This window comes from Microvirga sp. GCM10011540, assembly GCF_042650665.1.
GTDB classification, from domain to species: Bacteria; Pseudomonadota; Alphaproteobacteria; order Rhizobiales; family Beijerinckiaceae; genus Microvirga; species Microvirga lenta.
Window position 1 is genome coordinate 93,529 of record NZ_JBHSBQ010000041.1, and the last position, 25,442, is coordinate 118,970.

General features: G+C 64.5%; 22 protein-coding genes and 1 tRNA gene. 17 read left to right on the forward strand and 6 right to left on the reverse strand.

Annotated elements, in window-relative coordinates:
• Positions 1–143: 143 nt before the first annotated feature.
• Positions 144–803, reverse strand: coding sequence for an alpha/beta hydrolase (locus ACFOYU_RS14785; RefSeq protein ID WP_226740871.1), 660 nt, complete (start codon positions 801–803; stop codon positions 144–146).
• A 230-nt stretch (positions 804–1,033) separates the two neighbouring features.
• On the opposite strand from ACFOYU_RS14785, the gene ACFOYU_RS14790 reads away from it, so the two are divergent.
• From ACFOYU_RS14790 to ACFOYU_RS14830, 9 genes are all read left to right on the forward strand, one after another.
• On the forward strand, positions 1,034–2,206 hold the full coding sequence (locus ACFOYU_RS14790) for a cysteine desulfurase family protein (protein WP_377034191.1): 1,173 nt from the start codon (positions 1,034–1,036) through the stop codon (positions 2,204–2,206).
• A 68-nt stretch (positions 2,207–2,274) separates the two neighbouring features.
• Entirely contained in the window at positions 2,275–3,747 is a 1,473-nt protein-coding gene (gene sufB, locus ACFOYU_RS14795) for a Fe-S cluster assembly protein SufB (RefSeq protein ID WP_226740875.1), read from the forward strand.
• 122 nt (positions 3,748–3,869) lie between these two features.
• Positions 3,870–4,622, forward strand: coding sequence for a Fe-S cluster assembly ATPase SufC (gene sufC, locus ACFOYU_RS14800; RefSeq protein WP_226740877.1), 753 nt, complete (start codon positions 3,870–3,872; stop codon positions 4,620–4,622).
• Position 4,623: 1 nt separating this feature from the next.
• Complete coding sequence (gene sufD / locus ACFOYU_RS14805) at positions 4,624–5,937, forward strand: Fe-S cluster assembly protein SufD (protein WP_377034192.1); 1,314 nt, start codon at positions 4,624–4,626, stop codon at positions 5,935–5,937.
• Positions 5,938–6,087: 150 nt separating this feature from the next.
• The gene (locus tag ACFOYU_RS14810; RefSeq protein ID WP_377034193.1) at positions 6,088–7,323 is read left to right on the forward strand and encodes a cysteine desulfurase; all 1,236 of its coding nucleotides are present in this window, start codon (positions 6,088–6,090) and stop codon (positions 7,321–7,323) included.
• Positions 7,324–7,421: 98 nt separating this feature from the next.
• Positions 7,422–7,718, forward strand: a complete 297-nt coding sequence (locus tag ACFOYU_RS14815; protein ID WP_226741080.1) for an SUF system Fe-S cluster assembly protein — start codon at positions 7,422–7,424, stop codon at positions 7,716–7,718.
• A gap of 47 nt (positions 7,719–7,765) precedes the next feature.
• Positions 7,766–8,983, forward strand: a complete 1,218-nt coding sequence (locus ACFOYU_RS14820; RefSeq protein ID WP_377034194.1) for an FAD-dependent oxidoreductase — start codon at positions 7,766–7,768, stop codon at positions 8,981–8,983.
• Positions 8,984–9,147: 164 nt separating this feature from the next.
• Positions 9,148–9,528: a Fe-S cluster assembly scaffold SufA gene (gene sufA, locus ACFOYU_RS14825; protein WP_226740886.1), complete on the forward strand. Its 381-nt coding sequence runs from the start codon at positions 9,148–9,150 to the stop codon at positions 9,526–9,528.
• A gap of 3 nt (positions 9,529–9,531) precedes the next feature.
• The gene (locus ACFOYU_RS14830; protein WP_377034195.1) at positions 9,532–9,909 is read left to right on the forward strand and encodes a TfoX/Sxy family protein; all 378 of its coding nucleotides are present in this window, start codon (positions 9,532–9,534) and stop codon (positions 9,907–9,909) included.
• A 9-nt stretch (positions 9,910–9,918) separates the two neighbouring features.
• Here the strand turns inward: ACFOYU_RS14830 and ACFOYU_RS14835 are convergent, their stop codons facing one another.
• A complete protein-coding gene (locus ACFOYU_RS14835; RefSeq protein WP_377034196.1) occupies positions 9,919–11,382 on the reverse strand; it encodes a DEAD/DEAH box helicase in 1,464 nt (487 codons plus the stop codon).
• A gap of 162 nt (positions 11,383–11,544) precedes the next feature.
• On the opposite strand from ACFOYU_RS14835, the gene ACFOYU_RS14840 reads away from it, so the two are divergent.
• Together ACFOYU_RS14840 and ACFOYU_RS14845 are read left to right on the forward strand one after the other, a co-directional pair.
• A complete protein-coding gene (locus ACFOYU_RS14840; protein WP_377034197.1) occupies positions 11,545–12,243 on the forward strand; it encodes an alpha/beta fold hydrolase in 699 nt (232 codons plus the stop codon).
• A gap of 309 nt (positions 12,244–12,552) precedes the next feature.
• Positions 12,553–13,275 carry an outer membrane protein gene (locus ACFOYU_RS14845; protein ID WP_377034198.1) on the forward strand — a complete coding sequence of 241 codons (723 nt, stop codon included), beginning with the start codon at positions 12,553–12,555 and terminating at the stop codon, positions 13,273–13,275.
• Between the two features lie 98 nt (positions 13,276–13,373).
• Here ACFOYU_RS14845 and ACFOYU_RS14850 read toward each other — a convergent pair whose 3' ends face one another.
• From ACFOYU_RS14850 to ACFOYU_RS14860, 3 genes are all read right to left on the reverse strand, one after another.
• Complete coding sequence (locus ACFOYU_RS14850; protein ID WP_226740902.1) at positions 13,374–13,736, reverse strand: DUF1236 domain-containing protein; 363 nt, start codon at positions 13,734–13,736, stop codon at positions 13,374–13,376.
• A 210-nt stretch (positions 13,737–13,946) separates the two neighbouring features.
• Positions 13,947–15,356: a type I glutamate--ammonia ligase gene (glnA, locus tag ACFOYU_RS14855; protein WP_226740905.1), complete on the reverse strand. Its 1,410-nt coding sequence runs from the start codon at positions 15,354–15,356 to the stop codon at positions 13,947–13,949.
• 69 nt (positions 15,357–15,425) lie between these two features.
• Positions 15,426–15,764, reverse strand: coding sequence for a P-II family nitrogen regulator (locus ACFOYU_RS14860; protein ID WP_226740907.1), 339 nt, complete (start codon positions 15,762–15,764; stop codon positions 15,426–15,428).
• A gap of 179 nt (positions 15,765–15,943) precedes the next feature.
• On the opposite strand from ACFOYU_RS14860, the gene ACFOYU_RS14865 reads away from it, so the two are divergent.
• Positions 15,944–17,431 (forward strand): NAD(P)H-hydrate dehydratase, encoded by a 1,488-nt coding sequence (locus ACFOYU_RS14865; protein ID WP_377034199.1) that lies wholly within the window; start codon positions 15,944–15,946, stop codon positions 17,429–17,431.
• Here ACFOYU_RS14865 and ACFOYU_RS14870 read toward each other — a convergent pair.
• Entirely contained in the window at positions 17,424–18,788 is a 1,365-nt protein-coding gene (locus tag ACFOYU_RS14870; RefSeq protein ID WP_377034200.1) for a multicopper oxidase family protein, read from the reverse strand. The genes ACFOYU_RS14865 and ACFOYU_RS14870 overlap by 8 nt on opposite strands.
• Positions 18,789–18,959: 171 nt before the next feature.
• Between ACFOYU_RS14870 and ACFOYU_RS14875 the strand changes: the two genes are divergently transcribed.
• From ACFOYU_RS14875 to lon, 5 genes are all read left to right on the forward strand, one after another.
• Positions 18,960–19,044 (forward strand) — tRNA-Leu (locus tag ACFOYU_RS14875).
• 112 nt (positions 19,045–19,156) lie between these two features.
• Entirely contained in the window at positions 19,157–20,560 is a 1,404-nt protein-coding gene (tig, locus tag ACFOYU_RS14880; RefSeq protein WP_226741081.1) for a trigger factor, read from the forward strand.
• Between the two features lie 80 nt (positions 20,561–20,640).
• The gene (locus tag ACFOYU_RS14885; protein WP_226740913.1) at positions 20,641–21,282 is read left to right on the forward strand and encodes an ATP-dependent Clp protease proteolytic subunit; all 642 of its coding nucleotides are present in this window, start codon (positions 20,641–20,643) and stop codon (positions 21,280–21,282) included.
• Positions 21,283–21,508: 226 nt separating this feature from the next.
• Complete coding sequence (clpX, locus tag ACFOYU_RS14890) at positions 21,509–22,777, forward strand: ATP-dependent Clp protease ATP-binding subunit ClpX (protein ID WP_226740915.1); 1,269 nt, start codon at positions 21,509–21,511, stop codon at positions 22,775–22,777.
• A gap of 228 nt (positions 22,778–23,005) precedes the next feature.
• Positions 23,006–25,435 (forward strand): endopeptidase La, encoded by a 2,430-nt coding sequence (lon, locus tag ACFOYU_RS14895; protein ID WP_226740917.1) that lies wholly within the window; start codon positions 23,006–23,008, stop codon positions 25,433–25,435.
• Positions 25,436–25,442 lie beyond the last annotated feature (7 nt).

Consider the following 25,442-nt stretch of genomic DNA (forward strand, 5'->3'; position numbering starts at 1 on the left):
TGGTCGGATTACGGTGGATGTGGGCGTTTAGCAGCTTCGCCATACAATTTCACGAAGAAATCTCGTGAGAGGCGGCCGATACCTCAAACGAAAACGGCAGGTCCTGAGACCTGCCGTTAGGAAGACCGACCGGGATGTTCGACTCACGCCGCCTCTTCGTCGTTCGTTCCGAGGCGCTTGTCGAGGTACTGGCCGACGGCGGCCATGAGTTCGTCGACCTTGCCGTCGAAGAAGTGGTTGGCGCCTTCCACCACCGCGTGCTCGAGCTTGACGCCCTTCTGGGTCTTCACCTTCTCGATGACGCTGACCACGTCCTTGACCGGGGCGACGCGATCTTCCGAGCCGTGGACGAAGAGGCCGGAGGACGGGCAGGGGGCCAGGAACGAGAAATCGTAGCGGTTCGCCATGGCGGCAATCGAGATGAAGCCCTCGATCTCCGGGCGGCGCATGAGGAGCTGCATGCCGATCCAGGCCCCGAAGGACACGCCGGCGATCCAGCAGGCGCGGGCGTCGGGATTGATGGACTGCACCCAGTCGAGGGCGGCGGCCGCATCGGAAAGCTCTCCCTGGCCGTGGTCGAAGGCTCCCTGGCTGCGGCCGACGCCGCGGAAGTTGAAGCGCAGGACCGAAAAGCCCCGGTTCACGAAGTCGTAGTAGAGATTATAGACGATCTGGTTGTTCATCGTGCCGCCGAATTGCGGGTGCGGATGCAGCACGATGGCGATCGGGGCCCCTTTCTGCTTGGCAGGCTGGTAGCGTCCCTCGATGCGGCCAGCGGGACCCATAAAGACGACTTCAGGCATGAAGCGAACCTCTTCTCGACCTCTCCTTGGGAGAGGGAAACCCGAACGCCTTGACTTTCGGCCCCGGATCTCTCAAAAAATAGACTTTAGAATTATTCTAAAGTCGTCCATGTCGGGGCGCAGACGGCCGGAATGGCCCGTTCGGCGCGGTACGACGTTATGTGGTTGTGGTGCTTTAACACGGCAACCCAGGTCGATTGCAAGGATTTCGTGAGGCTTAGGCGAGGGATATGGCGGCAGCCCAACGCACGTACCTGGATTACAACGCAACATCGCCCCTGCGGCCCGAGGTTGCGGCTGTGATGGTGCGCGCGCTGCAACTGCCCGGGAACGCTTCCTCGGTCCACGCGGAGGGCCGCGCCGCGCGGGCGGAGATCGAGGATGCCCGGCAGAAGGTCGCGAGGCTCGTCGGCGCCAAGGCCAAGAACGTGATCTTCACCAGCGGCGGCACGGAAGCCGCCAACATGGTGCTGAGCCCGTCCCTGCGCCGGCTTGGCCAGCCCGACGCGACCCTGCTCTTCGTCGGGGCGACGGAGCACCCCTGCGTGCTCAACGGCCACCGTTTTCCGGCCGATGCCGTCGAGACCGTCCCGGTGGACGGGCAGGGAATCGTCGATCTGGCCTGGCTCAAGGCTCGCCTCGAGCAGGCGGGCGAGGAGCGGATCCTCGTGTCGATCCAACTCGCCAACAACGAAACTGGCACCCTGCAGCCGGTCGCGGAGGTGGCGCGTCTCGTTCACGCCCATGGCGGCCTCGTCCACACGGACGCGGTCCAGGCGGCGGGCAAGGTTCCGGTCGATATGGCCACGCTCGGTGTCGATGTCCTGACGCTCTCGGCTCACAAGATCGGTGGACCGAAAGGAATCGGAGCCGTGGTGCTCGCCTCCGACCAGATCGAGATCGCCGACCGGCTGATCCGGGGCGGCGGGCAGGAGAAGGGATACCGGGCGGGCACGGAGAATATCGCCGCCATCGCCGGTTTCGGCGCCGCGGCGGAAGCCGCCCTGGCCGGGCTGGACGAAGAGGCCGCCCGCCTGCGCGGGCTGCGGGACGAGGCCGAGGCGCATCTGCGCCGGGTCGTGCCGGATGCCGTCGTCATCGGATCCGAAGCTGAGCGGTTGCCTAATACCTTCGCCTTTGCCATACCCGGCCTGAAGGCTGAGACGGCCCTCATTGCCTTCGATCTCGATGGAATCGCCCTTTCCTCCGGTTCGGCCTGTTCGTCCGGGAAGGTGAGGCGGTCGCATGTGCTCGACGCCATGGGGGTCGAGCCGACCCTCGCCGAGGGAGCCATGCGTGTCAGTTTGGGGTGGAAGACCACAAAAGAAGACGTAATCCGCTTCGCGGAGACGTGCGAAAAGGTGGTCGGCATCCTATATAAGCGGAAGGCAAGTGCGGCCTGATCGGCCACGCTTGCATTTCCATGTCATCAACCCGCGGCCCTTGAAGCCGTGAGCGGTGGGAGAGACAGATGCCTGCAGTGCAGGAGACCATCGATCAGGTTCGATCGATCGACGTCGACCAATATAAGTACGGCTTCGAGACCGAAGTCGAGATGGAGAAGGCGCCGAAGGGCCTCTCCGAGGACGTGATCCGTTTCATCTCGGCCAAGAAGGGCGAGCCTGAATGGATGCTCCAGTGGCGCCTCGACGCCTATAAGCGTTGGCTCACCATGCGGGAGCCGAACTGGGCGCGCGTGTCGTACGACAAGATCGACTACAACGACATCTATTACTATGCCGCGCCGAAGAACAACCCGGCGCCGAAATCCCTCGACGAGGTGGATCCGGAGATTCTCAAGACCTACGAGAAGCTCGGCATTCCCCTGCGCGAGCAGGAGATCCTGGCCGGCGTGGAGCCGCAGAACCGGGTTGCCGTGGACGCGGTGTTCGACTCGGTCTCCGTCGCCACGACCTTCAAGGAGGAACTGGCGAAGGCCGGCGTGATCTTCATGCCGATCTCCGAGGCGATCCGGGAATATCCGGACCTCGTGCGCCAGTATCTGGGTTCGGTCGTGCCGGTGACGGACAACTACTTCGCGACCCTGAACTCGGCGGTCTTCACCGACGGATCCTTCGTCTACATCCCGCCGGGCGTCCGCTGTCCGATGGAGCTGTCGACCTATTTCCGCATCAACGAGAAGAACACCGGCCAGTTCGAGCGCACGCTCATCATCGCGGACAAGGGTTCCTATGTTTCGTATCTCGAGGGCTGCACGGCCCCGAAGCGGGACGAGAACCAGCTCCACGCGGCGGTGGTCGAGCTCGTGGCGCTCGACGATGCCGAGATCAAGTACTCGACGGTGCAGAACTGGTATCCGGGCGACGCCCAGGGCCGGGGCGGCATCTACAACTTCGTGACGAAGCGCGGCGATTGCCGCGGGCGCAACTCGGTCATCACCTGGACCCAGGTCGAGACCGGCTCCGCCATCACCTGGAAGTACCCGTCCTGCATCCTGCGCGGCGACAATTCCCGCGGCGAGTTCTACTCGATCGCGGTGTCGAACGGCATGCAGCAGGTGGATTCCGGCACGAAGATGATCCATCTGGGCAAGAACACCACCAGCCGGATCATCTCGAAGGGCATCGCGGCGGGCAAGTCGGACAATACCTATCGCGGCCTCGTCTCGGCGCACCGCAAGGCGACCGGCGCCCGCAACTTCACGAACTGCGACTCGCTCCTGATCGGCAACCAGTGCGGCGCGCACACCGTCCCGTACATCGAGTCGAAGAACGCCAGCGCGGTGTTCGAGCACGAGGCGACGACGTCGAAGATCTCGGAAGATCAGATGTTCTACTGCCAGCAGCGCGGCCTCTCGGAAGAGGAGGCGACGGCGCTGATCGTGAACGGCTTCGTGAAGGACGTGCTGCAGCAGCTCCCCATGGAGTTCGCCGTGGAGGCTCAGAAGCTGATCTCGATCTCGCTCGAAGGCTCGGTCGGGTAACGGACAAGCGTCATCCCGGCCGCAGCGCAGCGAAGGGCCGGGATCGCGAAAGCCAGTTCAATTCGGATAACGATCCCGGATCGGCCCGAGGCCGTCCGGGATGACGTGGATGGAATTCTGCAATGCTCGAAATCAAAAACCTTGTTGTCCAGATCGAGGACAAGCGCATTCTCAACGGGCTGAACCTCACCGTGAACAACGGCGAGATCGCCGCCATCATGGGCCCGAACGGCTCCGGCAAGTCCACGCTCTCCTATGTGATTGCCGGCAAGGAGGACTATGAGGTCCTCGACGGCGAGATCCTGCTCGACGGCCAGAACGTGCTGGAGATGGAGCCCGACGAGCGCGCCGCCGCCGGTATCTTCCTGGCCTTCCAGTACCCGCTGGAAATCCCCGGCGTCGCGTCGATGACCTTCCTGAAGGCGGCTCTGAACGCCCAGCGCAAAGCCCGCGGCGAGGAGGAGCTGACCACGCCGGACTTCATCAAGCGCGTGAACGCCGCTGCTCAGCAGCTCGAGATCCCGAAGGACATGCTCAAGCGCGCCCTCAATGTCGGCTTCTCCGGCGGCGAGAAGAAGCGCATGGAGATCCTGCAGATGGCTCTGCTCCAGCCGACCTTCTGCATCCTGGACGAGACCGATTCCGGCCTCGACATCGACGCGCTGCGCATCGTCTCCGAGGGCGTGAACGCGCTCCGCTCGCCGGACCGCTCGTTCCTGGTCATCACCCATTACCAGCGCCTGCTGAACCACATCGTGCCCGACACCGTGCACGTGATGTCGTCCGGCCGCATCGTGAAGTCCGGCGGCAAGGAACTCGCCCTCGAACTCGAGGCGAACGGCTATGCCGATTACCGGACAAGCGAGGCCGCATAACATGGCCGACGTCACTCTCATGAAAACGCCGGCGGAAACCGCGCTGGCGCAGGCCTACGAGTCCGCGAAGGCCATATTGCCGGGCAATGTGGAATCGCGCGCCGAGGCTTTCGAGCTCTTCACCAGGAACGGTCTTCCGCACCGCCGGGTCGAGGAGTTCAAGTACACGGACCTGCGCGCCCTCATGCGGGAGGCCGCCCCCTTCGCCGGCACGCCCACGGCCAGCGAGGCCAAGGCCGCGCTGCAGAGCGCGAAAGCTCTTGCCGGCGTGGAGGCCCTGCAGGTGCCTTTCGTCAACGGCCACTTCGTGCGCGACGCGGTCGATTTCGGCAGCCTGCCGGAAGGTGTCGAGATCGTGCCCCTGGCCGAGGCGCTCGCATCCGGCCATGACTGGCTCGACCGCCTGAGCCCTGTGGCCTGGGCGCGGCAGAACCCGGTCTATCAGCTCAACACCGCCTTCATGGCGGATGGCGTGATGCTGCGCGTGACGGGGCAGGTCGAGACGCCGGTGCATCTGCGCTTCGTCACCGCGGGCAACTCGGCCGTTGCCACGGCCACCCGCGTGCTCGTGCTCGTGGAGGAGGGCGCCTCCGTCACGCTGCTCGAAAGCCACGAGAGCCCGAACGGCGCCAACCACCAGCCCAACGACGTGATCGAGATGGTTGCGGGCGACCGCTCCAATGTCCGCCACGTGCGCCTCAACGCCGAGGGCGACGGGGCGCTGGCGCTCTCCACCCTGACCCTCAAGGTCGGGGCCGAGGCCGAGTTCTTCAGCATCAACGTGGTGGCCGGCGCAGCAACCTCCCGCCATCAGGTCTTTGCGATCCTCGACGGCGAGAACACCAAGGCGCGCATCAACGGCATGACCATGGTCAAGGGCGGCCAGCACGCGGATTCGACCCTCGTGGTCGAGCATGCGGCGCCGAACTGCGAAAGCCGCGAGCTGTTCAAGACGGTGATCGACGGCGAGGCCACGGGCGTGTTCCAGGGCAAGATCATCGTTCCGCATCATGCCCAGAAGACCGACGGGCGCATGATGTCGGCAGCCGTCCTTCTCTCGGAGGGCGGCACGATGAACAACAAGCCGGAGCTGGAAATCTTCGCCGACGACGTGCAGTGCGCCCACGGCGCCACCTGCGGTCAGCTCGACGAGGACCTGCTGTTCTACCTCATGGCCCGCGGCATCCCACGCAAGGAAGCCGAGAGCCTGATGGTCCAGGCCTTCCTCGGCGAGGCGGTCGAGTTCGTCGAGCACGAAGGCGTCCACGACGCCCTCGTCTCGGTTGTCGAGGGCTGGCTGCGGGCCAGGGCGTGATCTCCCTTCCCCTCGCGGGGAGGGTGGCTTGAGTGAGCGTGAGCGAACGGAAGTCGGGCGGGGGCTAGGCAGGATCGGGCGCTTCGTGTGCCTCCTGCACCGCCCCCACCCCCAACCCCTCCACGCAAGGCGGAGGGGAAAGAGGCAGTTATGAACGCACCTTTCGCGCCCTATGACGTCGAGGCGGTTCGGGCGGAATTTCCGATCCTGAGCCAGCAGGTCTACGGCAAGCCGCTGGTCTATCTCGACAACGCCGCCTCGGCTCAGAAGCCGCGGGCGGTGATCGACGCCATGGTGCGGACCATGGAGACGGGCTACGCCAACGTCCATCGCGGCCTGCACTACATGGCCAACATGGCGACGGAGGGCTTCGAGCGCGCGCGCGAAACCGCGCGGGCGTTCCTGAACGCCGAATCCGTGGACGAGATCGTCTTCACGAAGTCGGCGACGGAGGCCTACAACCTCGTCGCCAGCTCCTTCGGGCGCATGGAGATCGGGGAGGGGGACGAGATCATCCTCTCCATCATGGAGCACCACTCCAACATCGTGCCCTGGCACCTCCTGCGCGAGCGCAAGGGAGCCGTCATCCGCTGGGCGCCTGTGGACGACGAGGGCAATTTCCTTCTCGACGAGTTCGAGAAGCTGCTGTCGCCCCGCACCAAGATCGTCGCCATCACCCACATGTCGAACGTGCTCGGCACGGTGACGCCGATCAAGGACATCATCCGCATCGCCCATGCCCATGGGGTGCCGGTGCTGGTGGACGGAGCCCAGGGAGCGGTGCACCTCGAGGTGGACGTGCGCGACCTCGACGCCGATTTCTATGTGTTCACCGGTCACAAGGTCTACGGGCCGACCGGCATCGGCGTTCTCTACGGCAAGCGCGAGCTTCTGGCGAAGATGCCCCCCTATCAGGGCGGCGGCGAGATGATCCGCGAGGTCCGCCAGGAAACGATCACCTACAACGATCCGCCGCACCGTTTCGAGGCGGGCACGCCCGCCATCATCGAGGCGATCGGCCTCGATGCGGCCCTGACCTTCATGATGAAGCTCGGCCGGGAGAACATCCAGGCGCATGAGGCCGCCCTGTCGGCTTATGCCCATGAGCGGCTCGGCGCCATGAACTCCGTGCGGATCATCGGCCGGGCCAAGGGCAAGGGCGCCATCATCGCCTTCGAGATGAAGGGCGCCCATGCCCATGACGTGGCGACCGTCATCGACCGCCAGGGCGTCGCCGTCCGGGCAGGAACCCATTGCGCCATGCCGCTGCTCGAGCGTTTCGGCGCAACCTCGACCTGCCGCGCGTCGTTCGGCCTCTACAACACCATGGAAGAAGTCGATAAACTCGCCGACGCCTTGCAGAAGGCCGAGGCCCTGTTTGCTTGAGGAAGAAACCTGTGAACGCTGCCAATCCGATCGACGATGCGCCGAACGCGCCGCAGGTTTCGCCAGGCTCGGCGATTCCGCCCGAAGAGCTCGACCGCATGACGGACGACATCATCGCGGCGCTGAAATCCGTCTACGATCCGGAAATCCCGGCCGATATCTATGAGCTCGGCCTGATCTACCGGGTCGATATCGACGACGACCGCAACGTGACCATCGACATGACCCTCACGGCTCCGGGCTGCCCGGTGGCCGGCGAGATGCCGGGCTGGGTCGAGAACGCGGTGGCCTCGGTGCCGGGCGTCCAGAACGTCAAGGTGAACATGGTCTTCGATCCGCCGTGGGATCAGAGCCGCATGTCCGACGAAGCTCGGGTCGCGCTCGACATGTGGTAAGCTTGTCGGGTCCGAAGACGCCGCTTCGGATGTCTGGAGACCCGACCATGGATACCACGCCCGACCAGACCCTCCGGGTCCGCTGCTGCATCGCCGGCGGCGGCCCCGCCGGAATGATGCTGGGGTTTCTCCTCGCCCGCGCCGGGATCGAGGTTCTCGTCCTCGAAAAGCATGCCGACTTTCTCAGGGATTTTCGCGGCGACACGATTCATCCCTCGACCCTCGAGGTCATGAGCGAGCTGGGTCTCCTGGACGAGTTCCTGAAGCTCCCGCACCAGGAGGCGCGGCAGGCCACGATGACGATCGGGGACACTCCGATCAAGCTGGCCGATTTTTCCCATCTGCCGACCCGCTGCAAGTTCATCGCCCTCATGCCGCAGTGGGATTTCCTCGATTTCCTGGCCGACCAGGGGCGGAAATATCCGCATTTCCATCTGCGCATGCAGGCCGAAGTGACCGATCTGATCGAGGACGGGGGCCGGGTTGCGGGCGTCAGGGTCGACACGCCCGAGGGGCCGCTGGAGGTGCGGGCGGATCTGGTGGTCGGCGCCGACGGGCGGCGGTCCATCGTCAGGGACAAGGCGGGCTTGACCGTCGAGAACATCGGCGCACCCATGGACGTGCTGTGGATGCGCATTCCCCGCGCGCCGAGCGATCCGGATCAGCTGCAAGGCCGTATCGGGGCGGGGCAGATGCTGATCCTGATCGACCGCGGCGCCTATTGGCAGTGCGCCTACGTCATTTCGAAGGGCTCCCTGGACAAGGTTCGCGAGAAGGGTCTCGAAGCCTTTCGCGCAAGTCTTGCCACGCTTGCGCCCTTCCTGGGGGAAAGGGTGCGGGAGCTGCAGGACTGGGACGATATCAAGCTCCTGACCGTCGCCGTGGACCGTCTCGAACGCTGGTCGAAGCCAGGCCTTCTCTGCATCGGCGATGCGGCCCATGCCATGTCTCCCATCGCAGGCGTCGGCATCAACCTTGCGATCCAGGATGCCGTTGCCGCGGCGAACATCCTGTCGGGACCCTTGGCGAAGGGGGCTCCGGAGCCGGAGCGGCTGGAGGCGGTTCAGAGGCGTCGGGACTTTCCAACCCGCATGACCCAACGCGTGCAGGTGCTGCTTCAGAACCGCCTGATCAGCCGGGTCCTGGCGGGCACGGGCCCCATCGCGCCGCCCTGGCTCATGCGGGCCGTCTCCCGCTGGCCGCTGCTGCAGCGCCTTCCGGCCCGGATGATCGGAATGGGCTTTCGACCGGAGCATGTGCGTTAGGCTCCGCGGTTCCGGCCTCCTACGGACTGAAAAAGCGCGGGGCATCGACCGAATGCCGATGGATTTCGGCCTCAAATCTCGACGTTCGGCCTTCGATCTCCTATCTTAGGAACAACCCACTCGTTCTGCCCGGGCCTTGAACCCGGCTGTCAGGAGAGAATTTTATGGCTCTACCCGGATTCAAGGTCGTCACCTTGACCGATGCGGCGGCAAGCCGCGTCAAGGACATCATCGCCAAGGCCGAGCGGCCCATCGTCGGCGTCCGCGTCGGCGTGAAGAACGGCGGCTGCGCCGGCATGTCCTACACCATGGAATATGCCGAGAGCGTGAACCCCATGGACGAGGTGGTCGAGGACAAGGGCGTCACCGTCCTGATCGACCCCAAGGCGGTGCTCTTCCTGCTCGGCACGGAAATGGACTTCCAGACGACCAAGATGTCGTCCCAGTTCGTGTTCAACAATCCGAACCAGACCTCGGCCTGCGGCTGCGGGGAATCGGTTGCGATCACGCCCGCCACACCCCAGGCGCATCAAACCTCCCCCTAATCCATGGACGCGGAAGCCATAGGCGATGTGTTCCGTGTCTTCGGGCCTGTTCGGATCCGCAGGATGTTCGGAGGGCAGGGAGTCTATCGGGGCGAACTCATGTTCGCCCTGGAGGCCTACGGCGAACTGTACCTGAAGGCCGATTCCGAGAGCGCGGAGCTGTTCCGCAACCTGGGTTCCCGCCCGTTCACCTATACGGGGCGCGATGGCCGGACCGCTACGATGAGCTACTGGCTCATGCCCGAATCCGCCCTCGACGATCCGGACGAGGCTGCCGAGCTGGCGCACTTGGCCTTCGAGGCTGCTCTCCGGGCCAAGGCCGCAGGCAGCAAAAAGGGCGGCAAAGCATCGCCGCCCCGAAAATCCCCGAAGCCCGCTTAGCCGGGACGGTTACTTCGCCTTCTTGATCGGCGTCGGCCGCAGCAGGAAGGCCGGCACATGGTCGCCCAGCCCGACCACGGGAGCATCGTTGTCGTGGTCGTGACGGGAGCGGCCATGGGGGGACCTGGCGGGCCTGTTCTCCCGCTCAGGCCTCGGCGCGCGCGGGGCCTGCTCCTGGCGAGGCTGCTCCTGGCGAGACTGCGGCGCAGCTTCCTCCTGCCTCTCCGGCCGCCGCTCCTCGCGGCCCTCCGACTGCGAGCGCCGTCCGCCCTTGCGCCCGCGGGTGGAGCGTTCCTCGTTCCGGACACGGCGGCGCGACGGGCGCTCGCCCGAAGACGGCATCTCCGCCAGGCTCGGACCTTCCCATTCGATCGGTTGGCCGATCAGCTTCTCGATGGCCGCCAGGGACTTCTCGTCTCCCGGACCCACGAGGGTGAAGGAGTAGCCGGTTCGACCCGCGCGGCCCGTCCGGCCGATCCGGTGGACATAATCCTCCGCGTGGTGGGGGATGTCGTAGTTGAACACGTGGCTCACGGCCGGGATGTCGAGGCCGCGGGCGGCCACGTCGCTGGCGACGAGGATCGGCATCTCGCCGGTCCGGAAGCTGTCGAGGGCCGCCATGCGGGCGTGCTGGTCCATGTCCCCATGGAGCGCGGCGGCCGCGAAACCATGCTTCTGGAGCGAGCGGTGGAGCACCGCCACATCACGCTTGCGGTTGCAGAACACGATGGCGTTCTTCAGGTCCGTGGCTCCGCGGATGAGGCCGCGCAGCGTCTCGCGCTTCTCGTAATCCTCGGACCCGGTCGCGACGAGGCGCTGGGTGATCGTGGCGGCGGTCGAGGCTGCCCTGGCGACCTCGACCTTGACCGGGTTGTGCAGGAAGGCGTCGGCGAGCCGCTGGATCTCGGGCGGCATGGTCGCCGAGAAGAACAGCGTCTGGCGGGTGAAGGGCACGAGCTTCACGATTCGCTCGATATCCGGGATGAAGCCCATGTCGAGCATCCGGTCGGCCTCGTCGATCACGAGGAGCTCGACGCCGCTCAAGAGGAGCTTGCCGCGCTCGAAATGGTCGAGCAGGCGGCCCGGCGTCGCGATCAGAACGTCCACGCCGCGCGTGATCTTGGCATCCTGGTCGCCGAAGGAGACACCGCCGATGAGCAGGGCCACCGACAGGCGGTGATTGATCCCGTACTTGTCGAAGTTGTCCTGAACCTGGGCCGCGAGCTCGCGGGTCGGCTCGAGGATGAGGGTCCGGGGCATGCGCGCCCGCGCCCGGCCGGTCTCGAGCAGGGTCAGCATGGGAAGGGTGAAGGCCGCCGTCTTGCCCGTGCCAGTCTGGGCGATGCCCAGAACGTCCCTGCGCGCGAGCACGTGCGGGATCGCCTGCGCCTGAATGGGGGTCGGCTCCGTGTAGCCCGAGGCTTCCACGGCCTGTTGTACTTTATCGCTAAGTCCGAGTTCGGCGAACGACATGAATGGTATTACCGTTGAGGGCTGGTCGCGCTCTCAGTGCCGGCCGCTCGATACGGCAACAAACAGGCGCAAGACTGGTTTCACCTGAGACGTCTACTCAAGTTGATGTGTGGCGGGACCATAGGACAAGCGTCAGGCTTGTCAATCCAAGGAAAACACTTGATGGTCGAAACACTTGTCATGATCCCGGGGCTCGCGACGACCGCTCGGCTCTACGAACCGCAAATCTCCGCGATCGGTCCGGACCGCGAAATCATCGTGGCGGATCACAACCAGGACGATTCCATCCCTGCCATCGCGGCCCGGTTGCTGCGGAATGCTCCCGAGCGGTTCGCCTTGGCCGGGCTCTCCATGGGCGGCTACGTGGCCCTGGAGATCCTGCGGCAGGCGCCGGGGCGGGTGGAGCGGCTGGCCCTGCTGGACACGAGCGCCCGGCCCGATACCCCCGAGGCCAGCGATGATCGCGAACGGCTGATCGCCCTGGCGAAGGCGGGACGATTCGACGACATCGCCGCAAAGCTCTGGCCCCGCCTCGTTCATCCCCAGCGGCAGTCGGACCCGGAATTGAGGGCCGTTGTCGTCGACATGATGAGGGAGACGGGAGCCGAATCCTTCATCCGGCAGCAGAGGGCGATCATGGCGCGGGCCGATTCGCGGCCGATGCTCCCGGGCATCGAGATCCCGACCCTGGTCCTGGTGGGGGAGGCGGACGCCATCACGCCGCCGGCGATCGCGAGGGAGATGGCCGAGATGATCGAGTGGGCCTCCCTGGTCGTCGTGGCCGATGCCGGGCACCTCGCGAATCTCGAGAGGCCCGACGAGGTGAATCGGGCGCTGCGGCTATGGCTGGAGCTCGATTGACCGAGCTCACTCTCCGGAATTTTTCCCTGATTGGATAAGATGGTCAACCGACGGTTAGCGGGAGGGAGGCACATTAATTCTCCCGCAATTCCCTTGCTATCCCATGACAGTAATTGAGCTATTTTCGGTCCGGCTCGCGGAGGGCAGGGCGATTTCGTGTCGCGAAACCTGACGTTACGATATGATTCAAAGGTCCCCCATCCACAGCGTGGCGCTTCCCTTAGGGTATGTTGCACAAAAGTGACAGACCTGCCCGGTGGTCTCGGCTATTAGCGTAGCCGGATCCCACGAAACGAACGGACCAAAACAGTGAAAAAGATTCTCCTCTCTTCGGTTGCTTTCCTCGGCCTCACCGCTGGCGCGATGGCTGCTGACCTTCCGTCCCGCGTTGCTCCGCTCCCGGTCATCGCTCCCGTTCCGGTGTTCACCTGGACCGGCTTCTACGTCGGCGTGAACGCTGGCTACGGCTGGAGCACCAATGACAGCGGCTACTACGTCGACCCGACCACCGACCTCATCGTCCGCGGCGGTTCGGATGAGGGTGGCTTCGTCGGCGGCGCTCAGGTCGGCTACAACTACCAGATCGGCAACTTCGTTCTCGGCGTCGAGACGGACATCCAGTACGCCGACATCGGCGGCCGTGACCGCGGCGCCTTCGACGGCATCGCTTTCCGCGACAGCTCGGACGGCAACTGGTTCGGCACCGTGCGCGCTCGCGCTGGTGTGGCCTTCGACCGCGCCCTCATCTACGTGACCGGCGGTCTCGCCTACGGTGACGTTGCTCGCGGCAACAGCTTCTATGTCGACGCCGACGGCGACTTCATCTACGGCTCCAGCGACGACGTGAACACCGGCTGGACCCTCGGCGGTGGTGTGGAGTACGCCTTCACGAACAACCTGACCGCCAAGGTCGAAGGTCTGTACGTGAACCTCGACACCTCGAACGACGATTTCGGCTTCTATGCCGACCGCAACAACGCCGAGTTCGGCGTGGTTCGCGCCGGCCTGAACTTCAAGTTCGGCACCTACTAAGATCTTTCGCTTCGGCGAAAAGGAAGGCCCGGGGAAACCCGGGCCTTTTTGTTTGGCCAATCTCCTGGAGCCATGGTGCTCCCGTGAGGGGCCGATCCTTACTCGACGATGGTCACGACCTTGCGGGTCTGCGGGTCGACGAGGACCACGTTGTCGTCGTGCACGAAGTAGCGGTAGCCCTTCACGGTCGGAATATCGGCCACGATTGTGTCCGGAACGGTTTGCAGCTCAACGGATTCGGGCACGGTCCAACCCACCGAGACCTCCTCTTTCACCGTGACCGGGCTCGACGTGCTCAGCCGCTCGCGGATGATGGTGCGCTTCTCGGGAGCGATGGTGATCGAGCCGGTGGTGGACGGCGAGGTGGTCGTCGTCGTGGTCGTCACCGAGGTTTGCGCATTGGCCGGAGCGACGGCCAGCAGGCCGATGGTCGCGGCAGCAGCAACGAGTAGCGATTTCATCGTCAGACCTCCTTGATTCCTGACCCAGGCGCCGTGCCGGGTCATCGCAGTCCAACTAACTCAATATGATTATAAGCCGTTCCAGCTTGGCCTTTGCATCTGGGATCCGCTGCCGCCAACCCCTTCCAAACAAACAAAAAACCGGAGCCCTTTCGGGCTCCGGCGGAGGAAGACTGCATCACCGCAGTCGGGAGGAAGTCGGCTTCCTGCTCAGCAGGAATAGTACATCTGGAACTCGACCGGGTGCGGGGTCATCTCGAAACGGGCGACCTCGGTCATCTTCAGCTCGATGTAGCTGTCGATGAAGTCGTCGTTGAAGACGCCGCCGGCCTTCAGGAAGGCCCGGTCCTTGTCGAGGCTGGCGAGCGCTTCGCGCAGCGAGCCGCAGACGGTCGGGATCTTCTTCAGCTCGCGCGGAGGCAGATCGTAGAGATCCTTGTCCATCGCCTGGCCGGGATCGATCTTGTTCAGGATGCCGTCGAGACCGGCCATCAGCATCGCCGCGAAGGCGAGATAGGGGTTGGCGGTCGGATCGGGGAAGCGAACCTCGACGCGCTTGGCCTTCGGCGAGGTCGTCCACGGGATACGGCAGGAAGCGGAGCGGTTGCGGGCCGAGTAGGCCAGCAGAACCGGGGCCTCATAGCCGGGAACGAGGCGCTTGTAGGAGTTCGTCGACGGGTTGGTGAAGGCGTTCAGGGCCTTGGCGTGCTTGATGATGCCGCCGATGTACCACAGGCACTCCTGGGAGAGGTCGGCATACTTGTTGCCGGCGAACATGGGCTTGCCGTCCTTCCAGATCGACTGGTGGACGTGCATGCCCGAGCCGTTGTCGCCATAGACCGGCTTCGGCATGAAAGTCGCCGTCTTTCCATAGGATTGCGCGACGTTGTGGATGCAGTACTTGTAGATCTGCATCTCGTCGGCGGTCTTCACGAGGGTGTTGAACTTCGTGCCGAGCTCGTGCTGGGCGGAAGCCACCTCGTGGTGGTGCTTCTCGACCGTCACGCCCATGGCCGCCATGGCCGCCAGCATCTCGCCGCGCATGTCCTGAGCCGAATCGAGCGGCGGAACCGGGAAGTAGCCGGCCTTGGTCTGGATGCGGTGGCCGAGATTGCCGCCTTCATAGGCGGTGTCGCCGTTGGTCGGCAGCTCGGCGGCGTCCAGCTTGAAGCCCGTGTTGTACGGGTCGGCCATGAACTTCACGTCGTCGAAGATGAAGAACTCGGCCTCAGGGCCGACGAAGACGGTGTCGCCGATGCCGGTCGAGCGCAGGAAGGCCTCGGCCTTCTTGGCGATGCCGCGCGGGTCGCGCTCGTAGGGCTCGCCCGTGGCCGGCTCGAGAATGTCGCAGACGATGGAGAGGGTCGAAGCCGCGAAGAAGGGGTCGACCTGGGCCGTCGTCGGATCGGGCATGAGAACCATGTCGGATTCGTTGATCGCCTTCCAGCCGGCAATCGACGAGCCGTCGAACATCACGCCGTCGGCAAACAGGTCCTCGTCGACCATGGACACGTCGAACGTGACGTGCTGCCACTTGCCGCGCGGATCCGTGAACCGGAAATCGACATACTTGATGTCGTTGTCTTTGATCGCCTTCAGCACATCCTTGGCGGTCTGCATGGTCTTATGGTCCTCTTCTGGCCTTTAAGAATTGTCCTCGGCGTGGAGCCTTGGTCCGGTCGGGCAAGCTCAGATCGCGTCTGATCCGGTCTCGCCAGTTCTGATGCGAACGGCTTCCTCGATCGTCGAAACGAAGATCTTGCCGTCGCCGATGCGTCCCGTCTGGGCCGCCTTGCGGATCGCCTCGATGGCGCTCTCGACCATGTCGTCGCCCAGGACGATTTCGAGCTTCACCTTCGGCAGGAAGTCCACGACGTACTCGGCACCGCGGTAGAGCTCGGTGTGGCCTTTCTGGCGCCCGAAACCCTTTGCCTCGATGACGGTGATGCCCTGGAGACCGACCTCCTGAAGAGCTTCTTTGACTTCATCGAGCTTGAAAGGCTTGATGATGGCTTCAATTTTCTTCATCCGGATGAACCGCTTCATTTCGAGGTTTGCCGCTTTTAGCACCACCAGGAGGCGCCTTCCATGCCCTCATCGTTCCAAAGTGGGCAGTTCTGCCGCTCGGGAAGGCATGGCGTGATTAAAGTTTGTGCAGTTGCATCTTTCCCGATCTTCGCCCCTCCAACCTTGGCTGAATCCGCATCATGCCTGCCCCTGAGCTCGTTCTGACTCCTCACGAAATGCGGCGGGCCGATGCTGCGACCATCGCCGCCGGCACGTCCGGACTCGAGCTGATGAGGCGGGCAGGTCTCGCCGTCGCGAACGGGGCTGAACAGATGGTGGCAGAGGGCGGCCGGATCATCGTCGCGGCCGGTCCCGGCCAGAACGGCGGCGACGGGTTCATCGCGGCGGCGGCTCTGGCCGAGCGTGGATATCGGGTGTCCCTGATCCTGCTCGGCGAAATGCACGTGCTCAAAGGGGATGCGGCGGAAGCGGCGCGGGAATGGAAGGGCGAGGTTCTGCCCGCCGACGGCGCCTCCCTCGGCGATGCCGATCTCATCATCGATGCTCTGTTCGGCACCGGCCTCACCCGGGATCTCGAAGGGCAGGCCCGCAAACTCGTCGAACGGATCGACATGGCCGGGAGGCCTGTCCTGGCCGTCGATCTTCCATCCGGTCTGGACGGCGGGACGGGGGAGGTCCGTGGGGCTGTGGTCAAGGCGACGCGGACGGTGACGTTCGCCGCGCGCAAGCCGTGCCATCTGCTGATGCCCGGACGGCTCTACAGCGGTGCCGTCGAGGTGGCGGATATCGGCATTCCAAGGGAAACCCTCGCTACATGCGGAGGGCGCCTGTTCGCCAACGGTCCGGCCCTCTGGAGCAGTCTTCTGCCGAGGCCGGGGCTCGCCTCGCACAAGTACGACCGGGGCCATACCCTCGTCGCCTCGGGAGGGGCGACCCGAACGGGGGCCGCCCGCCTTGCCGCCAAGGCAGCCTTGCGGATCGGCTCCGGCCTCGTCACGGTCGCGTCCCCTCCGGAGGCGCTGGGGGTGAATGCGGCGCATCTCACGGCCGTCATGCTGCGAGGCTGCGACGGCCCGGAAGGGCTGCACGGTATTCTGAAGGACCAGCGGTTCAACGCACTGGTTCTAGGGCCCGCTCTCGGGGTGCATGCTGGGACCCGGGCCATGGTGGCCGTTGCCGTTCAGGCGCAGCGCAGTCTCGTTCTCGATGCGGATGCCCTCACGTCCTTCGAGGGAATGGCCTCCGAACTGCACCAGGCCTTTCGCTACACGCCGACCGTGCTGACGCCGCACGAGGGCGAGTTCAAGCGCCTCTTCAAGGACCATCCGGACCTGCTTGATCCGCCGTCCAAAATCGAGCGGGCGCGGAGAGCTGCGGTCTATGCCGGAGCGGTCGTGCTCCTGAAGGGGCCCGATACCGTCATCGCCGCACCGGACGGCCGGGCGGCGATCAACGAGAACGGCACGCCTTACCTGGGAACGGCGGGATCCGGCGATACCCTGTGCGGCATCATCGCCGGGCTCATGGCCCAGGGCCTGCCCGCCTTCGAGGCGGCCTGCGCCGGAACATGGATTCACGCCGAGGCGGGCGCCGGCTTCGGGCCGGGCCTCATCGCCGAGGATCTGGCCGATCTCCTGCCGGGCGTCCTGCGCCGGCTGCTCACGTAACTTCGATCCAGGTCCAGAGGCCCTGGTCGAACCGCTCCATGACGGTGGAGGCCAGCAGCCACTTTCCGGGGTTGTCGGCCACGAAGGCGATGCGGATGGTGCGGTTCTCCGGCACCTGCACAGTATCGAGGAAATAAGGCTCCCAGCCGTCGTCGAGGGGGTGAAGCAGCCGGAAGACATGGCCGTGGAGATGCATCGGCTGCACGAAACGGGTCTGGTTGGTGAGGGCCAGCACGACGGGGGTGCCGCGCTTCACCCGGAGCAGCGGGGGCGCAGAGGCATCTCCCGTCGCGCCGTTGAGGGTCCAGGCCGTTCCGGCTTGGCTTGGCGAGGCCGCAATGGCGATGTCCTTGCGGGCGGCGTCCTGAAGCCGGATCTGCTGCGGAAGCTTTGGGTTGGGCGCCAGGGGAGCGACGGCCGGAAGGGCCGGTCGCTTCTTGTCCGTGACCCCGATCTCCACCAGCGGAAACCCGTTGCCGATGAGAGCCATGACGGTGCCGCCTGCCCCCGGCTCGGCGGGCAGATCGACCAGGACGTCGTAGCGGGTGCCGGGAGGAAAGGGCAGGGACGCCTTGAGGGGTTCGAACGTATCGGTCGGCTGGCCATCCACCGCGATGACGGTGGTCCTGATGCCGTCGAAGCGCAGGCGCATGGTACGCGCGTTGCAGACATTGGCGAGGCGAAGCCGCACCCGCCCGCCCTGCGGCCCTTCGACCCGGTGGGGTGTCGCCCTGCCGTTGATCGAGAGGAAGTTTCCGAGGCGGCCCGCCGGATTCTGCTCTCCGTCGAAGGCGGCGAGAGTGCCGTCCTCGTTCAGGTTCCAATCGTCCACGAGGATGGCGAAGTCGCCATCGACCTCCGGCGGGGTCTCCTCCTCGACGACGAGAATGCCGGAAAGGCCGCGCTCCAGGGGCTCGGCGCTTCCGCCGAGAATGCACGGGCGGATGAGGAAGGTGCCCGCGTCGGGAGGGGTGAACCGGTACTCGAAGCGGCCTCCGGGCGGCACCGGTTCCTGGGTCAGGCCGCCGACGCCGTCCATGGCATTCGGGCCGCGAACCCCCTGAAAATGAAGGGATAACGGTTTCGGCGTCTCGTTCCGAAGGGCAAGACGCCACTCCGCTCCGTGCTTGAGACGGAAAACAGGGCTCAGCACCCCGTCGAAGGACCAGGTCTCAGCCTGCGCGGATGCGTCGGGGCGCAGCTTCTGGGTTTGGGGCCTTGCTGTCAGGTTCAGACTGTCCTCGGCCCGGGCGCCGGGTGTGGCCATCTGCCCGGCGGAGGGCTGGGCCGCCGCTCCTTGCGTCAGGCTGACGAGGGACGTGGCGAGACCGGCGACGGCGGCGCGGCGAGTGATCATCGGAAACTCGATCCAGAGAGGAGGGCGGGAGCCGGATTACAGGGGTCAACGCCAATGGCCAAGGTCGGTTGCTTTCCCACGGAGAACACGAACTTTTTTGATGCACGGGCCGCTGACCGTGTTATAGAGCCGCGTCCGGACGAGGGGCGCGTGCACCGCGCCGCCTCCCGCGCGGGCGTGGCGGAATTGGTAGACGCACTGGATTTAGGTTCCAGCGGCGAAAGTCGTGGGGGTTCGAGTCCCTCCGCCCGCACCAATCCGCTGAGATTGGTATCCGGATGGCTCCTTCGGCCTGGTTGACGGCTTAGTGTCGCATCGGCCGGAGCCTGGGACATAGATTCTTTCGAGGAATGAAGGCGAATAATACCATGCAGGTGACGGAAACACTGTCCCAAGGCTTGAAGCGAGAATTCAAGGTCGTGCTGCCCGCAACCGAGCTGGAGCAGCGCCTGAACAGCGAGCTGGCGACCCTCAAGGATCGCGTTCGCATCAATGGTTTCCGCCCGGGCAAGGTGCCCGTGGGACACCTGCGCCGGGTCTATGGCCGTTCCGTGATGGGCGACGTCGTCCAGAACGCCGTCAACGAGGCGAATCGCAAGATCGTCGAGGACAACAGCCTCAAGCTGGCCTTCGAGCCGCAGATCAAGTTCCCGGAGAGCCAGGACGAGATCGAGAAGGCGATGGACGCCAAGGGCGATCTGGCCTTCACGGTCGCTCTCGAGGTCCTGCCGACCTTCGAGCTGGCCGACATCTCCGACGTCGAGGTCAAGAAGCCGGTGGTCGAGGTCACGGACGCCGAGATCAACGAGTCGCTCGAGCGCATGGCCAAGCAGAACCGCTCCTTCGAGCCGAAGCAGGGTAAGGCCGACAACGGCGACCGCGTCGTGGTCGATTTCGTGGGCCGCATCGACGGCACCGAATTCGAGGGTGGCAAGGGCGAGGACATCCGGGTCGAGCTCGGCTCCAACACCTTCATCCCCGGCTTCGAGGACCAGCTGGTCGGCCTCCAGGCCGGCGACACCAAGCTCGTGAAGGTCACCTTCCCGGCGAACTACCTTGCGCCCCATCTGGCCGGCAAGGACGCCGAGTTTGACGTGACCGTGAAGGAGGTCGAGGCTCCCGGCGAGCTGAAGATCGACGACGAGCTGGCCAAGGGCTTCGGTATGGAGTCCCTGGACAAGCTCAAGGACGCGATCCGCGACGCCATCAAGCGCGATTTCGACGCCCAGTCCCGCCGCAAGGTGAAGAAGGAGCTCCTGGACGCGCTCGACGCCAAGTACAGCTTCGAGCTGCCCCCGAGCCTCGTGGAGCAGGAATTCGCCGCGGTCTGGTCCCAGGTCGAGGCGGACATGAAGTCCAACAACCGCACCTTCGCCGACGAGGACACGACGGAGGAGGAGGCCCGGGCCGAGTACCGCAAGATCGCCGAGCGTCGCGTGCGCCTCGGGTTGGTCCTTGCACAGATCGGCGAGAAGTCCGATATCAAGATCTCCGACGATGAGGTCACCCAGGCTCTCATCGAGCGGGTCCGCCAGTATCCCGGCCAGGAGAAGCAGGTTTGGGAGTTCTACCAGAAGAACCCGCAAGCTCTGGCTGAAATCCGGGCGCCTCTCTTCGAGGAGAAGGTCGTCGACCAGATCCTGTCCCAGGTGAAGGTGGTCGACGAGCCCGTCACCAAGGAGGCGCTTTTCGGCGACGACGACGGCGAGGAAGCTGCTTCCGAGTCGGAGACGTCCTCGAAGGGCGGAAAGAAGGCTGGCAAGAGCGAGTAACGCCCTTTCAAGCGTCTCGCCGCTAGCATCATCATTACGGCCGCGCGTCCGCGCGGCCGGACTTTTGGAGCAGTGAGACGATGAGAGATCCGGTCGCCCTCTTTAACAATACGCTCGTCCCGATGGTGGTCGAGCAGTCGAATCGCGGCGAGCGCGCGTTCGACATCTATTCGCGCCTCCTGCGCGAACGGATTATCTTCCTCACCGGGCCGGTCGAAGACTATTCGGCCTCGCTGATCGTGGCGCAGCTCCTGTTCCTCGAGGCGGAGAACCCGAAGAAGGAAATTTCCTTCTATATCAACTCGCCCGGCGGCGTCGTGACCTCGGGCCTGTCGATCTACGACACGATGCAGTTCATCCGCTGCCCGGTTTCGACCCTCTGCGTCGGCCAGGCGGCATCGATGGGTTCGCTGCTTCTGGCTGCCGGCGAGGCGGGCCAGCGCTTTGCCCTTTCGAATGCCCGAATCATGGTTCACCAGCCGTCCGGCGGATACCAGGGGCAGGTGACCGACATCATGATCCACGCGCGCGAGAGCGAAGCCCTCAAGCGCCGCCTCAACGAGATCTACGTGCGGCATACGGGTCAGGATATCGATACCGTCGAGCAGGCCCTGGAGCGCGACAAGTTCATGACCGCGGATGCGGCCAAGGAATTCGGTCTCATCGACCAGGTCCTCATGAAGCGTCCCGAGGCGGCCGCTCCTGCCACCCCGACGGCCTAATCCCTAAAACCTGGGGACAAATTCCTCCCGGATGCGTCTTTTTGGCGTGCGGCCGCGTTTCTATTGATCGCACGCCCTTCGCGTGTTTGCATGCGGATTCGGGAGGCGAGATAATTTTGGTGGCTCAAATTCTTGGCGCTGGAACCTTTCATTAGCTCCGGCGCTCATAAACTAAAGGGGTGCAGGGTCGGCAGAGGCCGACCCGGTACCGATTGGAGATGTGATTATGACCAAGGCTGGCGGCAACGACTCCAAGAGCACGCTGTACTGCTCCTTCTGCGGCAAGAGCCAGCATGAGGTTCGCAAGCTGATCGCTGGCCCGACGGTTTTCATCTGCGATGAATGCGTCGAGCTGTGCATGGACATCATCCGCGAGGAGTCGAAATCGTCGCTCGTGAAGTCGCGCGACGGGGTTCCCACTCCCAAGGAGATCAGTCGCGTTCTTGACGATTACGTGATTGGGCAGGAGCACGCGAAGAAGGTGCTCTCGGTGGCGGTTCACAACCACTACAAGCGCCTCGCCCATGCGACGAAGCACAATGACGTGGAGTTGGCGAAGTCCAACATCCTGCTGATCGGGCCCACGGGCTCGGGCAAGACCCTCCTGGCTCAGACCCTGGCCCGGATCCTGGACGTCCCGTTCACCATGGCGGACGCCACGACCCTGACCGAAGCGGGCTATGTCGGCGAGGACGTCGAAAACATCATTCTGAAGCTGCTCCAGGCCTCCGACTACAATGTCGAGCGGGCTCAGCGCGGCATCGTCTATATCGACGAGATCGACAAGATCTCCCGCAAGTCCGACAACCCGTCCATCACCCGGGACGTGTCGGGCGAGGGCGTGCAGCAGGCTCTCCTGAAGATCATGGAAGGCACGGTCGCGTCCGTTCCTCCCCAGGGCGGCCGGAAGCATCCCCAGCAGGAGTTCCTGCAGGTCGACACCACGAACATCCTGTTCATCTGCGGCGGCGCCTTCGCCGGCCTGGAGCGGATCATTGCCGGCCGCGGCAAGGGTACGTCCATCGGCTTCGGGGCGTCCGTCAGCGCGCCTGACGACCGCCGCACGGGCGAGATCTTCCGTGAGGTGGAGCCTGAGGATCTCCTGAAGTTCGGCCTGATCCCCGAATTCGTCGGCCGCCTGCCGGTGCTCGCCACCCTCGAGGACCTGGACGAGGACGCCCTGAAGAAGATCCTTCAGGAGCCGAAGAACGCCCTGGTGAAGCAGTACCAGCGTCTCTTCGAGATGGAGAACGTGAACCTCACCTTCCAGGACGAGGCGCTGTCCATGATCGCCCGCAAGGCGATCGAACGGAAAACCGGCGCCCGCGGCCTCCGCTCCATCATGGAGGGCATCCTCCTGGAGACCATGTACGACCTTCCCGGCCTGGATTCGGTCGAGCAGGTGGTCATCGGCCCGGAGGTCGTGGAAGGCAAGGCCAAGCCGCTCTTCATCCATGGCGACCGCGGGGAGCAGACCGCGAGCGCCAGCGCCTGAGGACCTTTGCAAGGATCCAAATGAAACCGTGCATGGCGGGCATATTCTTGAAACATTGTGCCCGCCACGCCACATAATCTCTGACGTGAACGTCGTCAGCTCAGCATGCGAGGGATGACGCCACGTACCGGACGCAGCAGATAAAAAAAGCTTGAGCGTTTCGGTTTTTCGTCCGCGGGCCTGCTCATCGGAGGGGCTCTCCGGGCGCAGTTAAAAGGATGTCGTCTCATGACACAATCGAAGCCACGTCAGCCTGTCGTTCCAGGCTCGACCGGAACCTATGCGGTTCTGCCTCTGCGCGACATTGTCGTCTTTCCGCACATGATCGTGCCGCTCTTCGTCGGCCGCGAGAAGTCGATCCGCGCGCTTGAGGAGGTGGTCAAGGGGGACCGTCACATCCTCCTGGCAACCCAGATCGATGCGACGGATGACGATCCTGCCACGGATGCGATCTACAAGGTCGGCACCCTGGCCAGCGTGCTCCAGCTCCTGAAGCTGCCCGACGGCACCGTCAAGGTGCTGGTCGAGGGGGCAAGCCGCGCCAAGGTCAAGGCCTATACGCAGACCGACGAGTACTACGAGGCCGAAGCCGAGGTCCTGCCCGACGCGCTCGGGGACCAGATCGAGGCCGAAGCTCTCGCCCGCTCCGTCGTGTCGGAATTCGAAAACTATGTGAAGCTGAACAAGAAGGTTTCCCCGGAGGTCGTCTCCGCGGTGACCCAGATCGACGAGCCGGCCAAGCTCGCCGACACCATCGCTTCGCATCTCGCGATCAAGATTGCCGACAAGCAGGCGATCCTGGAGATCCCCACCGTCGCCCAGCGCCTGGAGAAGGTGCTCGGCCTGATGGAGAGCGAAATCTCCGTCCTGCAGGTCGAGAAGCGGATCCGCACCCGCGTCAAGCGTCAGATGGAGAAGACGCAGCGCGAGTACTACCTCAACGAGCAGATGAAGGCGATCCAGAAGGAGCTCGGCGACGACGAGGGTCGCGACGAGCTGGCCGAGCTCGAGGAGAAGATCGAGAAGACCAAGTTCACGAAGGAAGCCCGCGAGAAGGCTCTGGGCGAGCTCAAGAAGCTCCGTCAGATGTCCCCGATGTCCGCGGAAGCGACCGTCGTGCGCAACTATCTCGATTGGCTGCTCGGGATTCCGTGGGGCCGCCGCTCGAAGATGAAGAAGGACCTCAAGGTCGCCCAGGACATTCTCGATGCCGATCACTACGGCCTCGACAAGGTCAAGGAGCGCATCGTCGAGTACCTTGCCGTGCAGCAGCGGGCCAACAAGCTCACCGGCCCGATCCTCTGCCTCGTCGGCCCTCCGGGCGTCGGTAAGACCTCCCTGGGCAAGTCGATCGCCAAGGCGACCGGCCGCGAGTTCGTGCGCATGTCGCTCGGCGGCGTGAGGGACGAATCGGAGATCCGCGGACACCGCCGGACCTATATCGGCTCGATGCCCGGCAAGATCATCCAGTCGATGCGCAAGGCCAAGACGTCCAACCCGCTCATCCTGCTCGACGAGATCGACAAGATGGGCATGGACTTCCGCGGCGACCCGTCGGCGGCTCTGCTCGAGGTTCTCGATCCGGAGCAGAACAGCACGTTCAACGACCATTACCTGGAGGTCGATTACGACCTGTCCAACGTGATGTTCGTGACGACGGCCAACACGCTGAACATCCCGGCGCCCCTGCTCGACCGTATGGAAGTGATCCGCATCGCGGGTTACACGGAAGAGGAGAAGGCCGAGATCGCCCGTACGCACCTGATCCCGTCCGCCATGAAGAAGCATGGCCTCGAGGTGAAGGAGTGGGAGATCGGGGATGAGGCCCTGCTCATGCTGATCCGGCGCTACACCCGCGAGGCGGGCGTGCGTAACCTGGAGCGTGAGATCGCCAACCTCGTCCGCAAGGCCGTGAAGGAGATCCTCATCTCCAAGGTCAAGAAGGTCGAGGTCACGACCGCCAACCTGCCCGACTTCCTGGGCCCGCCGCGCTACCGCTACGGCGAGGTCGAGGCGGAGGACATGGTCGGCGCGGTCACGGGCCTAGCCTGGACCGAGGTCGGCGGCGAGCTGCTTACCATCGAAGGCATCATGATGCCGGGCAAGGGCAAGATGACCGTCACGGGCAACCTCCGCGACGTCATGAAGGAATCGATCTCGGCTGCGGCGTCCTACGTCCGCTCCCGTGCCGTCGATTTCGGCGTCGAGCCGCCCCTGTTCGATCGGCGGGACATTCACGTGCACGTACCGGAAGGTGCGACGCCCAAGGATGGTCCGTCTGCCGGCATCGCCATGGGGACCGCCATCGTCTCCGTCATCACGGGTATCCCGGTTCGCCGCGATATCGCCATGACGGGCGAGGTGACCCTGCGGGGCAGGGTGCTTCCCATCGGCGGCTTGAAGGAGAAGCTCCTGGCGGCGCTTCGCGGCGGCATCAAGAAGGTCTTGATCCCCGAGGAGAACGCGAAGGATCTGGCCGACATTCCGGCGAGCGTGAAGAATGGGCTCGAGATCGTCCCCGTTTCCATGATGGACCAGGTGCTGCAGCACGCCCTCGTGCGCATGCCCGAGCCCATCGAGTGGGACGAGGCGTCGGTGCTCAAGACTCCCAAGACTCCCGGCGTAGAGGATGATTCGGTCGGCGTCGTCGCCCACTGAATCTGAC

Bases quoted from the DNA above. Each gene is read 5' to 3' on its own strand.
- ACFOYU_RS14850 (WP_226740902.1), bottom strand. From the start codon at position 13,736: ATGAAATCGCTACTCGTTGCTGCTGCCGCGACCATCGGCCTGCTGGCC.
- ACFOYU_RS14860 (WP_226740907.1), bottom strand. From the start codon at position 15,764: ATGAAGAAAATTGAAGCCATCATCAAGCCTTTCAAGCTCGATGAAGTC.
- sufC (WP_226740877.1), top strand. From the start codon at position 3,870: ATGCTCGAAATCAAAAACCTTGTTGTCCAGATCGAGGACAAGCGCATT.
- ACFOYU_RS14865 (WP_377034199.1), top strand. From the start codon at position 15,944: ATGCCTGCCCCTGAGCTCGTTCTGACTCCTCACGAAATGCGGCGGGCC.
- sufD (WP_377034192.1), top strand. From the start codon at position 4,624: ATGGCCGACGTCACTCTCATGAAAACGCCGGCGGAAACCGCGCTGGCG.
- lon (WP_226740917.1), top strand. From the start codon at position 23,006: ATGACACAATCGAAGCCACGTCAGCCTGTCGTTCCAGGCTCGACCGGA.
- ACFOYU_RS14820 (WP_377034194.1), top strand. From the start codon at position 7,766: ATGGATACCACGCCCGACCAGACCCTCCGGGTCCGCTGCTGCATCGCC.
- tig (WP_226741081.1), top strand. From the start codon at position 19,157: ATGCAGGTGACGGAAACACTGTCCCAAGGCTTGAAGCGAGAATTCAAG.
- ACFOYU_RS14785 (WP_226740871.1), bottom strand. From the start codon at position 803: ATGCCTGAAGTCGTCTTTATGGGTCCCGCTGGCCGCATCGAGGGACGC.
- ACFOYU_RS14870 (WP_377034200.1), bottom strand. From the start codon at position 18,788: ATGATCACTCGCCGCGCCGCCGTCGCCGGTCTCGCCACGTCCCTCGTC.
- ACFOYU_RS14835 (WP_377034196.1), bottom strand. From the start codon at position 11,382: ATGTCGTTCGCCGAACTCGGACTTAGCGATAAAGTACAACAGGCCGTG.
- ACFOYU_RS14830 (WP_377034195.1), top strand. From the start codon at position 9,532: ATGGACGCGGAAGCCATAGGCGATGTGTTCCGTGTCTTCGGGCCTGTT.
- glnA (WP_226740905.1), bottom strand. From the start codon at position 15,356: ATGCAGACCGCCAAGGATGTGCTGAAGGCGATCAAAGACAACGACATC.
- ACFOYU_RS14790 (WP_377034191.1), top strand. From the start codon at position 1,034: ATGGCGGCAGCCCAACGCACGTACCTGGATTACAACGCAACATCGCCC.
- ACFOYU_RS14840 (WP_377034197.1), top strand. From the start codon at position 11,545: ATGGTCGAAACACTTGTCATGATCCCGGGGCTCGCGACGACCGCTCGG.
- sufA (WP_226740886.1), top strand. From the start codon at position 9,148: ATGGCTCTACCCGGATTCAAGGTCGTCACCTTGACCGATGCGGCGGCA.
- ACFOYU_RS14810 (WP_377034193.1), top strand. From the start codon at position 6,088: ATGAACGCACCTTTCGCGCCCTATGACGTCGAGGCGGTTCGGGCGGAA.
- sufB (WP_226740875.1), top strand. From the start codon at position 2,275: ATGCCTGCAGTGCAGGAGACCATCGATCAGGTTCGATCGATCGACGTC.
- ACFOYU_RS14815 (WP_226741080.1), top strand. From the start codon at position 7,422: ATGACGGACGACATCATCGCGGCGCTGAAATCCGTCTACGATCCGGAA.
- ACFOYU_RS14885 (WP_226740913.1), top strand. From the start codon at position 20,641: ATGAGAGATCCGGTCGCCCTCTTTAACAATACGCTCGTCCCGATGGTG.
- clpX (WP_226740915.1), top strand. From the start codon at position 21,509: ATGACCAAGGCTGGCGGCAACGACTCCAAGAGCACGCTGTACTGCTCC.